This is a genomic window from Candidatus Thiodiazotropha sp. CDECU1, assembly GCF_963455295.1.
Lineage (GTDB): Bacteria > Pseudomonadota > Gammaproteobacteria > Chromatiales > Chromatiaceae > Thiodiazotropha.
In genome coordinates this window covers 4,023,324-4,036,545 of record NZ_OY734020.1, presented here as the reverse complement: position 1 = coordinate 4,036,545, position 13,222 = coordinate 4,023,324, and the positions used below count along the sequence as shown (strand labels likewise).

At 54.0% G+C, this 13,222-nt stretch carries 15 protein-coding genes; 12 read left to right on the top strand and 3 right to left on the bottom strand.

Annotated features, from left to right (window positions below; genetic code table 11):
- Positions 1-5: 5 nt before the first annotated feature.
- The gene (apaG, locus tag R2K28_RS18450; RefSeq protein WP_116446272.1) at positions 6-389 is read right to left on the bottom strand and encodes a Co2+/Mg2+ efflux protein ApaG; all 384 of its coding nucleotides are present in this window, start codon (positions 387-389) and stop codon (positions 6-8) included.
- A gap of 142 nt (positions 390-531) precedes the next feature.
- Between apaG and R2K28_RS18445 the strand changes: the two genes are divergently transcribed.
- Together R2K28_RS18445 and R2K28_RS18440 are read left to right on the top strand one after the other, a co-directional pair.
- A complete protein-coding gene (locus tag R2K28_RS18445; protein ID WP_316366787.1) occupies positions 532-1,008 on the top strand; it encodes an ankyrin repeat domain-containing protein in 477 nt (158 codons plus the stop codon).
- Positions 1,009-1,162: 154 nt separating this feature from the next.
- Positions 1,163-1,324, top strand: coding sequence for a hypothetical protein (locus R2K28_RS18440; protein WP_316366785.1), 162 nt, complete (start codon positions 1,163-1,165; stop codon positions 1,322-1,324).
- A 22-nt stretch (positions 1,325-1,346) separates the two neighbouring features.
- On the opposite strand, the gene coq7 is transcribed toward R2K28_RS18440, so the two are convergent.
- Together coq7 and R2K28_RS18430 are read right to left on the bottom strand one after the other, a co-directional pair.
- The gene (coq7, locus tag R2K28_RS18435; RefSeq protein ID WP_316366782.1) at positions 1,347-1,991 is read right to left on the bottom strand and encodes a 2-polyprenyl-3-methyl-6-methoxy-1,4-benzoquinone monooxygenase; all 645 of its coding nucleotides are present in this window, start codon (positions 1,989-1,991) and stop codon (positions 1,347-1,349) included.
- A 60-nt stretch (positions 1,992-2,051) separates the two neighbouring features.
- Complete coding sequence (locus tag R2K28_RS18430) at positions 2,052-3,236, bottom strand: (Fe-S)-binding protein (protein ID WP_316366780.1); 1,185 nt, start codon at positions 3,234-3,236, stop codon at positions 2,052-2,054.
- Between the two features lie 119 nt (positions 3,237-3,355).
- On the opposite strand from R2K28_RS18430, the gene R2K28_RS18425 reads away from it, so the two are divergent.
- The 10 genes from R2K28_RS18425 to R2K28_RS18380 all read left to right on the top strand — a co-directional run bounded on the left by R2K28_RS18425 (position 3,356) and on the right by R2K28_RS18380 (position 13,094).
- A complete protein-coding gene (locus R2K28_RS18425; protein ID WP_316366778.1) occupies positions 3,356-3,667 on the top strand; it encodes a (2Fe-2S) ferredoxin domain-containing protein in 312 nt (103 codons plus the stop codon).
- 282 nt (positions 3,668-3,949) lie between these two features.
- Positions 3,950-5,707, top strand: a complete 1,758-nt coding sequence (locus tag R2K28_RS18420; protein WP_316366775.1) for a hypothetical protein — start codon at positions 3,950-3,952, stop codon at positions 5,705-5,707.
- A gap of 442 nt (positions 5,708-6,149) precedes the next feature.
- On the top strand, positions 6,150-6,965 hold the full coding sequence (locus R2K28_RS18415; RefSeq protein ID WP_316366773.1) for an ABC transporter ATP-binding protein: 816 nt from the start codon (positions 6,150-6,152) through the stop codon (positions 6,963-6,965).
- Positions 6,962-7,744, top strand: a complete 783-nt coding sequence (gene mlaE, locus R2K28_RS18410; protein ID WP_442871452.1) for a lipid asymmetry maintenance ABC transporter permease subunit MlaE — start codon at positions 6,962-6,964, stop codon at positions 7,742-7,744. Before R2K28_RS18415 ends, mlaE begins: the two co-directional genes overlap by 4 nt.
- Before the next feature lie 2 nt (positions 7,745-7,746).
- The gene (mlaD, locus tag R2K28_RS18405; RefSeq protein WP_116446280.1) at positions 7,747-8,226 is read left to right on the top strand and encodes an outer membrane lipid asymmetry maintenance protein MlaD; all 480 of its coding nucleotides are present in this window, start codon (positions 7,747-7,749) and stop codon (positions 8,224-8,226) included.
- 3 nt (positions 8,227-8,229) lie between these two features.
- A complete protein-coding gene (locus R2K28_RS18400; RefSeq protein ID WP_316366769.1) occupies positions 8,230-8,532 on the top strand; it encodes an STAS domain-containing protein in 303 nt (100 codons plus the stop codon).
- A 224-nt stretch (positions 8,533-8,756) separates the two neighbouring features.
- Positions 8,757-9,083 (top strand): thioredoxin TrxA, encoded by a 327-nt coding sequence (gene trxA / locus R2K28_RS18395; RefSeq protein WP_116446282.1) that lies wholly within the window; start codon positions 8,757-8,759, stop codon positions 9,081-9,083.
- Between the two features lie 172 nt (positions 9,084-9,255).
- Positions 9,256-10,512: a transcription termination factor Rho gene (gene rho, locus R2K28_RS18390; RefSeq protein ID WP_316366766.1), complete on the top strand. Its 1,257-nt coding sequence runs from the start codon at positions 9,256-9,258 to the stop codon at positions 10,510-10,512.
- Between the two features lie 420 nt (positions 10,513-10,932).
- Complete coding sequence (murU, locus tag R2K28_RS18385; protein WP_316366764.1) at positions 10,933-11,619, top strand: N-acetylmuramate alpha-1-phosphate uridylyltransferase MurU; 687 nt, start codon at positions 10,933-10,935, stop codon at positions 11,617-11,619.
- A gap of 53 nt (positions 11,620-11,672) precedes the next feature.
- Positions 11,673-13,094: a glutamate--cysteine ligase gene (locus R2K28_RS18380; RefSeq protein WP_316366762.1), complete on the top strand. Its 1,422-nt coding sequence runs from the start codon at positions 11,673-11,675 to the stop codon at positions 13,092-13,094.
- The last annotated feature ends 128 nt before the right edge of the window (positions 13,095-13,222 follow it).

Here is a 13,222-nt window from a genome sequence, read left to right as displayed (position 1 = left end):
GGTGCTTAATGAAGACTGCCCGGACGGGCAAGGGAAAAGGGGGGTATCAAGGCGTCGAAACGGTTGCCTTGACCGTCCACCATGTCATAGCTTCCCTGCATGCTGCCGACCGGTGTGTCGAGTACAGTGCCGCTGGTGTAACGGAAGGTCTCACCGGGATTGAGTTGTGGTTGTTCACCCACCACGCCTTCCCCTCGAACCTCCTGTACCTTGCCGTTGGCATCAGTGATGATCCAGTGCCTGTTCAGCAGGCGCGCACTCGACTCTCCATCATTACGTATGGTTATGGTGTAAGAGAAGACGAATCTATCCTCGTTTGGGAGAGATTGCGATTCCACATAGCGGGTCTCGACCTGGACATCGATCTGGTGCTGCGATTCCTTATCCATATATAAGTGTTTACTCTGCTCTGGCGTGGTTATCATCATCAAGACTACAAGGTTACTGAGGGGATGGTGTGAGTGCAATGGGTTAAGAATTAAATGCCGATGCCGATAGTGTGGATAAGCTATATGATTAGGATGCTTGACCGTGAGAAACGCTCTTTTGACAACCCTGTTCCTGTTGTTGTTCAGTGCCCACGGCTGGTCAGCGGAAGCGCCACAACAATCCCAAGCGCTGTTATCCGCAGCAATGTTGGGAGATGTGGGCCGCATCAATGATCTCCTGGCGCAGGGTGTTGATGTCAACAGCGCCAACCCGTCGGGTAGAAGTCCTCTCCACATCGCGGCCTTTAATGGCAACCTGAAAAGCGCCAAGGCACTCCTGGCGGCAGGTGCAGATCCGAATCTGGCAGATAGCAGAGGCATTACACCAATTATGGAGGCCTCCGCATTTGGGCATCTGGAAATCGTACGTCTGCTGCTGCAACGGGGTGTGGATGTGAATGCGGCTGATCAGGCCGGTAACACGGCCCTTGCCCTGTCCAACAGGGGCAAACATGAGAAGGTATCGGCACTGCTGACTGAAATGGGTGCTGTGGAAAGCGCGAAAAAAGATGCCAAGTAGTTACTGGCAGGGTTTTTTTTTGATCCTGATCAGTGTTTAGTAAGTAAAAGGATAAATTGACTGAAAATTGCACAACAACGTGAACAGGGTCCAAGTTAAGTTGGAAAACTACACAATAATCCTAGTTAAGTTATTGAATAGGCTAGTAAGGTAAATGTACAGACATCATCAACATCGAAAACCTGACTTCTTCGCCGTGGTCCTGGTGTTGGTAATGGTGGGCTTCGGTCTGACATTGGCTGTACAGGTCAGTCTGGTTGACCGGCAACAGGTCGTGGACAGGGAAGTCATCGAAGTGATTCCCAAGGCGGGTTAGTCTTAGTGTTAACAGGCCCTAACTAGAGATAGAACACCGACTTTGTCATCAGTTTCGAGGTCAGTTTCATCGCCGCCTTGATCGGGGCTGGCAGGTCCGCACCGCCCGCTTCAAGCGCCACCGTTGCGTGGTGGATCTCATCCTCTTTCATCTGCTCGAGTATGGCAAGGCTCTTCTGGTCCTGCACCGGGATGCGGTTTATGTGCTCATTCAAATGGGCCTCGACCTGGTGTTCGGTCTCCGCGACGAAGCCGAGACTCCATTTGTCTCCCGCCAATCCGGCCGTCGCGCCGACCAGGAATGAGCCGGCATACCAGAACGGGTTGAGCAGGCTCTTCCTGTTATCCAGTTCATCGAGACGGCTTTCACACCAGGCCAGGTGATCATTCTCCTCTTGAGCCGCACGCTCCATGGTGTCGCGGATTTGCGGCAGTTTCGCCGTCAACGCCTGTCCCTGATAGAGGGCCTGTGCACATACCTCTCCGGTGTGGTTGATGCGCATCAGACGCGCGGTCAGATCCCTCTCCTCATCGCTCATCTCCGCGTCGTCGAGGGCCTCGGCCGGGTTCACGCGCTCAGTCACCTGAGGGCGTCCGAACAGGGTGCGCAGGGCGCTGTCGATGCCGATCATGAGTTGGTCGGCGGAATTGAATCTTCGCTTGTTCATGCTGAAACCTTAGCCTCTTTCTGCGCCAGGATACAACTGCAGTTTATGTCTATTTGCGGATCACACGGGCCATTGTCGATAGACAAGCTCGATGGGGTGCATGACCTGGACCTGCAACCCGGCCTCTGCGACAAGTTGGCGAAATTGCATGCTGCAACCCGTATTGCTGGTGATCAGTATATCTGCCTTGCAGGCCTGCAGTTGTTCAATCTTTGCCGTGCCCAACGCGGTGGAGAGTGAGGGTTGAGTGAAGATATAGCTCCCTGCGGCACCACAGCAGACAGTGTTGTTCGCCAGGGGGAAGATCTCTGCCACAGGAATGCGCTGCAACAGTCTCAGGCTGGCGTCATCCTGACAGCTGCAAGGCGTATGCACTGCCACCCGCCCGGCAAAGGGTTTCAGGCTTGGTAGCTCATTCTCCGGCAGGGATAGCAGGAGTTCCGTCAGGCTCATCACGGGGATTTCACTGGCATCATGCTCGCGTAGTTCGAGGTCGCATGCGCTGCTGAGGGTGATCAGGGTCTGGGCCTGGCTTTTGGTAGTCTGCTGCCGGTTGGTTGTGCAGAATCGCTCCGCTCTCTCTTGGAATCCATTATGACGGTGGATGGCGCCGCAGCAGCACTGGGATGCCGGTATCTCCACTGCATATCCAAGCCGGCGTAGCAGTGCCAGTCCGCTTTCGAGGAGGGTCTGTTCCACCTGAGTGGCAACGCAACCGGTGAAAAGCTGTACCAGTCTGCCGCTGGGCAGATCGGCGGGATAGAGCCCTGTCGGGATGGGTGCTGCAGCGGCGAGCTGACTGCTCAATCTGGCTAGACGGCCATATCTGTCCGGCAGCAGTGCCGCAACACCTTGGGTGATACCCAGCTTTTGCAATGGTCTGTTGCAACGGCTGATCCGCGCCAGGCGTTTGGGATCCGTCAATTGATTAAACAGCCAGCGCATAAAGGGTCTGCCTGGTTTGCGTTTCGCAATAAGGCTGCGGCTGGCGTCCAGAAGCTGGCCATATTTTACCCCTGAGGGGCAGGCGGTTTCACAACGTCGGCAGCCCAGGCAGCGATCCAGGTGGGTTTCGATGCTTGTACCGAGATCGAGCTCACCCTCTGCCAGGGCCTGCATCAGACTGATACGGCCACGGGGCGAGTCGGCCTCGTTGGCGAGCAGCTGATAGGTTGGGCACTCGGGGAGGCAGAGGCCGCACTTTACACAGCGGTCCGCTTCGGTCAGCAGCTGTTCTGGGGTCACGGTTTGATTGCGCGGGGCCGGAATTGATGAAACAGACCCTATCATAACGGTTAATCGTCGTTGTATCATCGCCAACAGGCCTTTATGTGAGATTTTTTTTCACGCTAAACTATCGACCCATGTCCTACTATCGTCACCATCTCTTCTTCTGCGTGAATGAACGCAGCGACGGCCGTCCCCACTGTGCCCAGCATGGGGCGAAATCCATGCGTGACTACATGAAGGGGCGGGTCAAGGCCATGGGACTGGCCGGGCCTGGTGGGGTAAGGGTGAATACCGCCGGTTGCCTCGACCGTTGCGACAAGGGGCCGGTACTGGTGGTCTATCCCGAGGCGGTCTGGTATACCTTTGTCGATCATGATGATCTGGAGGAGATCCTGCAATCACATCTGATCGAAGGCAGGGTGGTTGAGCGCCTGCTGATCGATTGAGTATCGACAGCGGCCGATATGTGATTCCTGTCAGGATAATATGATTGATTGTTAAAGAGGCGGGGAGAGCTGCCGCTAGTTTACTGACCCTGTGATCACTGGGATCATGGGTCGTTTTTGGTTCCTTGGTAAAAGCGTGAAGTGCGTTGGTATTGAGGAGAAAAAACAACCGGGTGATTGCTTATAATCACTTGCAATACCCGATTGATTGTATACTATTAAGAAATTAGTCTAAGTTTCTGCTCTTAATGGACTGTTTCCTATGGGATTTTGGAGTTTGCCATGTCAGGTCTAGCCCGCTTATTAACCGCTTTTTCTCTGATGCTGCTGCTCGCTGCCTGTGGTGGTGGCGACCCGGATGTGCCTTGGGATTCATCCACTACGGTAGACGGTGACACGATCGACGATGCCGGCACCAGCGGGGCGGATATATTTATCGGCAGTGGTTCAGGGAGCTCGTTCAGTGCGGGTACCCTGGATATCGCTGTCACATCACTGGCGGCGGGTGGTCAGACAACGGTCTCGGCAACCCTCGCCGATTCAGAGGGCAATCTCTATCAAAACGATGTCAGTGTCTCTTTCAACACTGATTGCTTTTCAACCGCACTGGCGACAATTGATACACCAGTGGATTCTGTGGGCGGGGTGGTGACGGCCACCTATATCGCCCAGGGCTGTTCCGGGGCGGACACCGTAAGGGCTACGGTTACCGTCAATGGCGATACCACTACGGCGACAGGCACCATCAGTGTACAGCCCGCCGAGATCGGCTCGATGGAGTTCGTCTCTGCGGAACCGGCCCTCATCGGCCTGCGCGGTGTCGGTCTGACCGAGGTTTCCCGGGTGTCCTTCAGGGTGCTGGATCAGAACGGCAACCCGGTGCCGCAACAACGGGTCAATTTCTCATTGAGCACCGATGTGGGCGGGGCGAACATACCTGCAGGCGCTGAGACCGCAGTCAGCGATACCAATGGATTGGTTGGCACGGATGTCAAATCCGGCACTATCCCCACAGCGGTTCGGGTCACCGCATCCTTGGACTCCAATCCGCTGATCTCCACCCAATCGGATGGTTTGGTAATCTCCACCGGTGTTTCCGACCAGAACAGCATGACCATAGGTGCAGAGATATTCAATCCGGAGACCTGGGGTTACAATGGTGTAGAAGATGCGATAACGATCCACGCCGCCGACCATTTCAATAATCCGGTGCCCGACGGGGCCTCGGTCTATTTCACCACCGAGGGCGGGCAGATCCAACCCCAATGCCAGATCGAAAACGGCAGGTGCAGTGTCAACTGGACGAGTGCAAATCCACGGCCCCAGGAGAATGACGTGCCTGACGGCATGGCGGGGCGTCTTACGATCCTCGCCAGCATGTTGGGGGAAGAGAGTTTTATCGACGCCAACGGTAACGGTGTCCTGGATGCAGGAGATCCCGCTTACGCGAACATACCCGAGGCCTTCAGGGATGATAACGAGGACGGTGAGAAGCATCCCACCTACGAGGAGTTTGTGGATTTCAACACCAATGGAGTCTATGATGGCGCCGACAGCGATCTCGGCTACAATGGCGTACTCTGCTGTGATGCTGCTGCTGTGGCCGCGGCGGAAACGGCAGTGGCGGAGGGTGAGGATTCTGGCGTCTGCTATGGTGTTACGCCCACCACATCACCTGTCTGCAGCAGTGAAAAGAACATTAATGTACGTGAATCAGTCGTCCTTATCATGGCGGAGAGCTTCGCCACAATCACACTAGTTTCCGGTACAGTGGCACCTGGTAGTTCGGTAACATTCGAAATAGTAGGCTCTCAAAATGGACAGATAATGCCTGCGGATACAGGCATTACTGCTTCGCTTGAAGAAGGTGACATTGATGACTCGTATACGGTGCCAAATACTAATTTCAATGCCCGATTAGGCGATGCGGTAGGCGCTGATCTTTTTACGTTTAATATTCCAGCCGATGGGATTGGTCCATTGACGATTTTAGTTACAACGCCAAATGGGAATACCACTCGGGCAGATTATAGCTTTTAATGTTAAGCCCTGATTAGGGCTGTCCTTGGGATGATCAGAGCACTTTAACAGGAAATACAGCTTTCTATTTTCTTCATTTGACCTACAGGGATGTAGGAAATGATGAAGCCTCCATGAAGCATGAATGGGTCTGTGCTGTTCGTAACAACCTCTATTCTTCAAAAATTGATAATAAATAATCTACATAGTGGTTGTTCTGAATAATAGTGGGGTGTATTGCTACCCCCTTCATAGCAGGCTGTAGTAGATTAATACCTGAGTTTTTTCTCCGTCATATCCTTACCCTATGTAAATGCCACTTGATTTCACTCACCTGCAAAAGCCTGACTGGTATCTCAGTTACCTATTGTATTGGCAAGCCATCCCTTGACGCCCCTCCATCTCGCAGCCACAATGCCCCGATCTTCCCCCATCCACAGGGACCTCCAGTCAGAAGGGTAAAGTGAACAGTAACGAACCACTGGTCAAAATCCGTAATCTGCACTTTTCCCATGGCGACAGGGTCATCTTCAACGGCGTGGATATCGATATCCCCCATGGCAAGGTGACCGCCATCATGGGGCCCAGCGGCACCGGCAAGACCACCCTGCTGAAACTGATCGGGGGGCAGTTGCGCCCCAGCCTGGGCAGCATCGAAGTGGATGGGCAGGATGTCCACAAGCTCTCCCGCAGGGAGCTCTATCGGTTGCGCATGCGCATGGGGATGCTGTTTCAGAGCGGCGCCCTGCTCACCGACCTCACTGTCTATGACAACGTGGCTTATCCGCTGCGGGAACATACCGACCTACCGGAGTCGATGATCAGACGTCTGGTGCTGATGAAGTTGGAGGCGGTCGGCCTGAGAGGTGCCCGGGATCTGATGCCCTCCGAACTCTCCGGCGGCATGGCGCGCCGGGTGGCCCTGGCCCGGGCCATCTCTCTCGACCCGATGATGGTGATGTATGATGAGCCCTTTACCGGCCAGGATCCGATCTCGATGGGGGTTCTGGCGCAGTTGGTACGGCGCCTTAACGATGCGGCGCGGCTCACCAGCGTCCTGGTCTCCCACGATGTGGAGGAGACCGCAGGCATATCCGATATGATCTATGTATTATCCGGGGGCAAGGTGATCGAGTCCGGCACCCCGGAGGCCCTGGGTGTATCCCAATCCCCCGCGGTCAAGCAGTTCATGGGGGGGCTGCCCGATGGTCCGGTACATTTTCACTATGCAGCACCGGCACTGAATGATGATCTGCTGAGTATGCGGGGGGCGAGATAGTGCTCGATACCCTGGCACGCTTTGGCCGCCTGGGACTGGCGGCGATGGAACGTCTTGGACGCGGCCATCTGTTGCTGATCCAGATCCTTGCGGGGCTCACCAGTCTGCTGCCAAGATTGGGACTGCTGATCGCACAACTGCAGAGTATCGGTGTGCGAACCACCACGATAATCGTTGTCTCCGGTCTGTTCGTCGGCATGGTGCTCGGGTTGCAGGGCTATTATGTGTTGTCCCAGTTTGCCGCAGAAGACAGTCTCGGGGTGATGGTCGCCGCTTCCCTGGTGCGGGAATTGGGCCCTGTGGTTACCGCCCTGCTGTTCGCCGGACGCGCCGGTTCCGCCCTCACCGCGGAGATTGGTCTGATGAAGGCCACCGAGCAGCTCTCCGGCCTGGAGATGATGGCGGTGGATCCCATTCGCCGCATCCTGTCGCCACGGTTTTATGCCGGATTTATCTCGATGCCGTTACTCGCCGCGATGTTCAGCGCGGTAGGTATCATCGGCGGCTTCTTTGTCAGCGTGGGGCTGCTGGGGGTTGACGAGGGTGCCTTCTGGAGCCAGATGCAGGCCAAGATCGACTGGAACGAGGATATCATCAATGGGGTAATCAAGAGTCTGGTGTTCGGCTTTGTCTGTACCTGGATCGCCCTGTTTCAGGGATATGACACCATCCCCACTTCAGCCGGTGTCAGTCAATCGACCACGCGTACCGTGGTCCATTCCGCGTTGGCGGTACTGGTGCTGGATTTCGTTTTAACGGCACTGATGTTCGGAGAATAGTGATGAATACAAGAGGATTGGAGATTACCGTTGGCGCCTTCATGGCAGCTGGACTGGTAGCGCTGTTCTTTCTCGCCATGCAGGTGAGTAATCTGGCCAGCATAAGTGCCAGCGAAGGCTATGAAATCAAAGCACGGTTCGACAATATCGGCGGGCTCAAGGTGAGATCACAAGTCTCCATGGCTGGGGTGCGAATCGGCCGGGTGGTCGATATCGATTATGACCAGGAGAGCTTTGAAGCGGTGGTTACCATGTCTATCGATCCGGCATATAGTAAGATTCCGGATGACAGTATCGCCAAGATCTACACCTCCGGACTGCTGGGTGAGCAATATATCGGGCTCGATCCCGGGGGGAGTCTGGAGAGTCTGCAGGGGGGCAGTGAATTGATGCTGACCCAATCTGCCCTGGTATTGGAAGAGATAATCGGTCAGTTTCTGTTCAGTAAGGCGGAAGAAAACGCTATCAAGGATGATTTATAACCTATGAGTATCACTAAAGTTGAACGGGATGGAGCCTTCCGTTTCCATGTTCAGGGAGATATGACCTTTTCCAGTGTCAATGGACTGTTGCACCGCTCCTATGAACTCTTTTCTACGCTTGAAGAGCTGGAGGTCGATCTCTCCCAGGTCGATCATGCAGATAGTGCAGGATTGGCGCTGGTGCTGGAATGGATGGCGCAAGCATCCGAGCGAAATGCCAAGATTGTATTCACCGGTGTACCGGAATCGATGCTCTCCATTGCTCGTCTGTGCCAGGTTGAATCCCTGTTGGATGGGTGTACCTGAGTCATAAAAAAAGAATGTAGTGGATTAGTTGCTGTTTTTTTATATAATTAGGTCTTGAAATATGATCAAATTTGGGATTGAATAATCAGTCCTATCCAGATGCCCCCCTCGATTTGTCTTGAAAGCTTGTCTCACGGTGCCCTTCTGGATTCATAACGAGATATTAAAATGCGGGATGATTCCGCACAGCAATCCCCGATCATTCAGTTGGAGAGCCTCAATCTATGAGTGAACAGATTGTTCATGTAACAGACGATTCCTTTGAATCGGTAGTGCTTCAGTCAAATCAGCCTGTGCTGATCGACTACTGGGCCGAATGGTGCGGTCCTTGCAAGATGATTGCACCGGTGCTGGATGACATTGCCACTGAGTACGATGGCAAATTGAAAGTGGTCAAGTTGAACATTGACGAGAATCCCAACACACCACCCCGCTACGGTATTCGTGGAATTCCTACGTTAATGCTGTTTAAAGATGGTGAAGTGGAGGCAACGAAAGTGGGCGCTGTCTCAAAATCACAGCTAGTGGCATTTATCGATAGTAACCTTTAACAATCTCAGGCGCCGGACGTGCCATCGCTGTCTGCCAAGCACAGTTCTCTGTGGACCATCTCGTTTCGTTCTGGTAGCGCCTGAATAGCGAATCAACCAATAATCTCAAATTGCCCGGTGTGGCTGAACTCCCTTCAAACAATTTCCCAAACATAACAACCCTTGAAAAATTATGAATCTCACTGAACTCAAGAAAAAGCCGGTAGCCGATCTGGCTCAGCTCGCCACCGAAATGAAAATCGAGGGAATGGCACGGACCCGAAAGCAGGATCTGATATTTGCGATTCTCAAGGCGCATGCAAAAAAAGGCGAAAGTATTTTTGGTGATGGTGTATTGGAGATCCTGCAGGATGGATTCGGTTTTCTTCGATCCGCAGATAGTTCCTATCTTGCCGGTCCTGATGATATCTATGTCTCTCCAAGTCAAATCCGGCGCTTTAGCCTGCGTACCGGCGATACAATTTCAGGCAAGATTCGGCCACCTAAGGATGGTGAACGCTACTTTGCATTGCTCAAGGTTGATGAGATCAACTACGACAAACCGGAAAACGCCAAGAGCAAGATTCTATTCGAAAACTTTACCCCCCTGTTTGCCAACAAGCGTTTTCACCTGGAGATAGGCAACGGCAGTACCGAGGATATCACCGCTCGTACCATCGATCTCTGCGCCCCCATCGGTAAGGGGCAGCGCGGTCTGATCGTATCGCCACCGAAGGCGGGTAAGACCATGATGTTACAGAATATCGCCCAGTCGATTACCCATAACCATCCCGAATGTTACGTCATGGTGTTGCTCATCGACGAACGTCCGGAAGAGGTGACCGAAATGGCGCGTTCGGTGAGGGGCGAGGTGATATCCAGTACCTTCGACGAGCCCGCAACCAGGCATGTGCAGGTCGCTGAAATGGTCATCGAAAAGGCCAAACGACTGGTCGAGCACAAACATGATGTGGTGATCCTGCTGGATTCGATCACTCGACTTGCCCGGGCCTATAATACAGTCGTGCCCTCCTCGGGCAAGGTCCTGACCGGTGGTGTCGACGCCAATGCACTGCACCGGCCGAAACGCTTCTTCGGTGCCGCGCGGAATGTGGAAGAGGGTGGATCCCTGACGATCCTGGCCACCGCCCTGGTGGATACGGGATCACGCATGGATGACGTTATCTACGAAGAGTTCAAGGGTACAGGCAACATGGAGGTCCATCTGGACCGGCGTATTGCCGAGAAACGCATCTTCCCGGCGATCAATATCAATCGTTCCGGCACCCGTCGCGAGGAGTTGCTGATGAAGCCGGATGAGTTGCAGAAGATGTGGATTCTGCGCAAGATCCTCCACCCCATGGATGAACTTGCCGCCATGGAGTTTCTCTACGACAAGTTGAAGGTGAGTAAGACCAACGACGAATTTTTCGATGCCATGAAGGGCTAGCGTAGGGCGCGTCTTACCGCACCTTGATCAAGGGTACGCTTGGAACCCTGAAAGCAATCTATTTTATCATCGGTGAATAACAAATCACCCTCTAGCCAAAGACCGCCTCCACACCCATCTGTCAGCGGGCAGGGTGGGGCCCAGCCCGACCGAATTCTCCGGATAATTCGATTATTGTTCCAGCGGCCAGCGGTCAGCGTGTGGGCTAGTAAATTGGTGGGGCAGGGCCCCACCCTACAGTGCTACCAGTTATTGGTTTCCCGTTAAACATGACTCCAATCTGCATATCGGACAGTGTCGCTGGCGCATGGATCATTCATTCCGCTATAGTCTTTATACATAGAGGTTGTGTTTCCAGGATGCGTTTATCAGAAGAACCGGTTACATTGTTGCTAAAGCAATCGACCTCTTAAATAAAAAATGAAAGCCATGATACTGGCTGCTGGGCGTGGCGAGCGCATGCGGCCCATGACCGATAAGCTGCCTAAACCACTCCTGCCGGTCGCCGGCAAGCCCTTGATCGTGCACCATATCGAAAGGCTTGCAGAGGCGGGTTATCGCGAGCTGATTATCAATCATGCCCATTTGGGCGAGATGATCGAATCTGAGCTGGGTGACGGAAGCGCCTGGGGTGTTGAGATACGTTACTCACCCGAGGCGGTGGCATTGGAAACAGGCGGGGGCATCTATCATGCACTTCCCTTGTTGGGGGATGAGCCCTTTTTGGTGGTCAATGCAGACATCTGGTGTGATTTGGATTATTCACAGCTAACCTTGAAACAGGGAGATATGGCCCATCTGGTGCTGGTGCCGAACCCCGATCACCATCAACAGGGGGATTTTCATCTGCAACAGGGTCGGGTGAGCCAGGGCGGGGAGAGACGGCTGACCTTCAGCGGTATCGGCGTCTATCATCCGCGACTGTTCGCATCCTGCAGCCCCAGCGCATTTCCATTGGCACCTCTGCTGAGGGATGCCATGCAGCGTGGTTTGGTATCAGGAGAGTATTTCCGCGGGGTGTGGATGGATATAGGTACACCTCAGCGATTGTCACAGTTACAGCAACTCATCCTGCAGCACGCTAGGGGTGCCAGCAATGAATCGTGAAATTGAGGACGGCATGCAACGTGCAATAGAGGCGTTTTGGTATTGGAGAAGGCATGGGACAGGAAATAGATTCGAGTGAATTCTCTGCGGATGATTTTGCCGAGTTTCAACGCCGTCTCAAGCGAGAGACTGAGCTGCTTGCTGAGTGGTTTGAAGCGGGGGTGTTCGCCTCGGAAGGGTCGATCGGGGGGTTTGAACTGGAGGCCTGTCTGCTTGATGAGAAGGGGGCTCCGGCGCCGCTCAATCAGCCCTTGTTGGAAAAGCTGGATGAGCCATTGGTGGTCCCTGAACTGGCCACCTTCAACGTTGAAATAAACAGTACTGCCAGGCCGCTGCGGGGTGATGTATTTGAGCGAATGGCCGATGAGCTGCAGTGTGTCTGGGATAAGTGCAACCGTTTGGCCCATCCCTTGGGTGCCAGAATGGGCATGATCGGCATCATGCCGAGCCTGCAGCAAGAGGCGCTTTCGCTGCATAACATGTCCCCTTTGAACCGCTACCAGGCCCTCAATGACCAGGTGTTTAAACTGCGTCACGGCAGACCCTTGTCAGTCCACATAGAGGGTAGAGAAACCCTGGATCTGCAACACCACGATGTCATGCTTGAGTCGGCGGCAACCTCGTTTCAGATTCATTTACAGGTGGATGAAAGGCATGCGGCGAGGCTCTATAACCTGTCGAAAGTTGCATCAGCGCCGATGGTGGCCGTGAGTGCCAATGCCCCCTATCTGTTCGGTCACGACCTATGGGACGAGACACGCATCCCCCTGTTTGAACAATCGATCGCTGTGGGGGCCTCGGATTTGACCAAAAGAGTCAGTTTTGGCATCCGTTATGTCTATGAATCGATACTGGAAAATTTTGAGGCCAATCTGAAGCGCTATCCGGTACTGCTACCCCTGTTGATGGATGAAGCAGTGGAGAGTCTTTCCCACCTGAGACTGCACAACGGTACCATCTGGCGTTGGAACCGTCCGCTGATCGGTTTCGATGCCAGGGGCAAGCCCCATCTGAGGATCGAGCATCGAGTGGTGCCAGCTGGACCCAGCGTGCTAGATGCCATCGCCAATGCGGCGTTTTATTTTGGTTTGGTGACCGGCATGGCGGAACGTTACAAATCGCCGGAAGAGGATATGGGATTTATCCGTGCCCGAAGCAACTTCTACAATGCGGCACGCCAGGGTCTGCAAGCGGAGTTTTTCTGGTTCAACTGGAAGACCTGCAGTGCCGAACAGTTGATCCGGGATCAGCTGCTGGCTGTGGCCAGAGAGGGATTGAGCAGCCTGGGTATTGAGCCCGCCTCCATCGACTACTGGTTGGGCATTATTGAACAACGGGTTGTGCGTGGTATCAATGGCGCCACCTGGCAGCGGCAATGGGTGGCGCGTCACGGCAGGGATTTTCAAGCATTGACACAGGCCTACCTGGAACAGCAGGAGAGTGGTAAGCCGGTGCATGAGTGGCCGTTGGATTAATCTTTCTTGTTGGGGCGTCGGAGAAAGACAACCGTCAGACGCCGGGGGTACAACAGTCGCGGTTTCTGGATGTAGACTAATTTGTGGCACCAATTGTTGCGAGAAATGCGAGCTACCCTGTCCTATTC

What these genes read in the sequence shown, in the direction of transcription:
- apaG (WP_116446272.1), bottom strand. Translation starts at nt 389, where the DNA reads ATGGATAAGGAATCGCAGCACCAGATCGATGTCCAGGTCGAGACCCGC.
- R2K28_RS18440 (WP_316366785.1), top strand. Translation starts at nt 1,163, where the DNA reads ATGTACAGACATCATCAACATCGAAAACCTGACTTCTTCGCCGTGGTC.
- coq7 (WP_316366782.1), bottom strand. Translation starts at nt 1,991, where the DNA reads ATGAACAAGCGAAGATTCAATTCCGCCGACCAACTCATGATCGGCATC.
- R2K28_RS18425 (WP_316366778.1), top strand. Translation starts at nt 3,356, where the DNA reads ATGTCCTACTATCGTCACCATCTCTTCTTCTGCGTGAATGAACGCAGC.
- R2K28_RS18420 (WP_316366775.1), top strand. Translation starts at nt 3,950, where the DNA reads ATGTCAGGTCTAGCCCGCTTATTAACCGCTTTTTCTCTGATGCTGCTG.
- mlaD (WP_116446280.1), top strand. Translation starts at nt 7,747, where the DNA reads ATGAATACAAGAGGATTGGAGATTACCGTTGGCGCCTTCATGGCAGCT.
- R2K28_RS18400 (WP_316366769.1), top strand. Translation starts at nt 8,230, where the DNA reads ATGAGTATCACTAAAGTTGAACGGGATGGAGCCTTCCGTTTCCATGTT.
- trxA (WP_116446282.1), top strand. Translation starts at nt 8,757, where the DNA reads ATGAGTGAACAGATTGTTCATGTAACAGACGATTCCTTTGAATCGGTA.
- rho (WP_316366766.1), top strand. Translation starts at nt 9,256, where the DNA reads ATGAATCTCACTGAACTCAAGAAAAAGCCGGTAGCCGATCTGGCTCAG.
- murU (WP_316366764.1), top strand. Translation starts at nt 10,933, where the DNA reads ATGAAAGCCATGATACTGGCTGCTGGGCGTGGCGAGCGCATGCGGCCC.
- R2K28_RS18380 (WP_316366762.1), top strand. Translation starts at nt 11,673, where the DNA reads ATGGGACAGGAAATAGATTCGAGTGAATTCTCTGCGGATGATTTTGCC.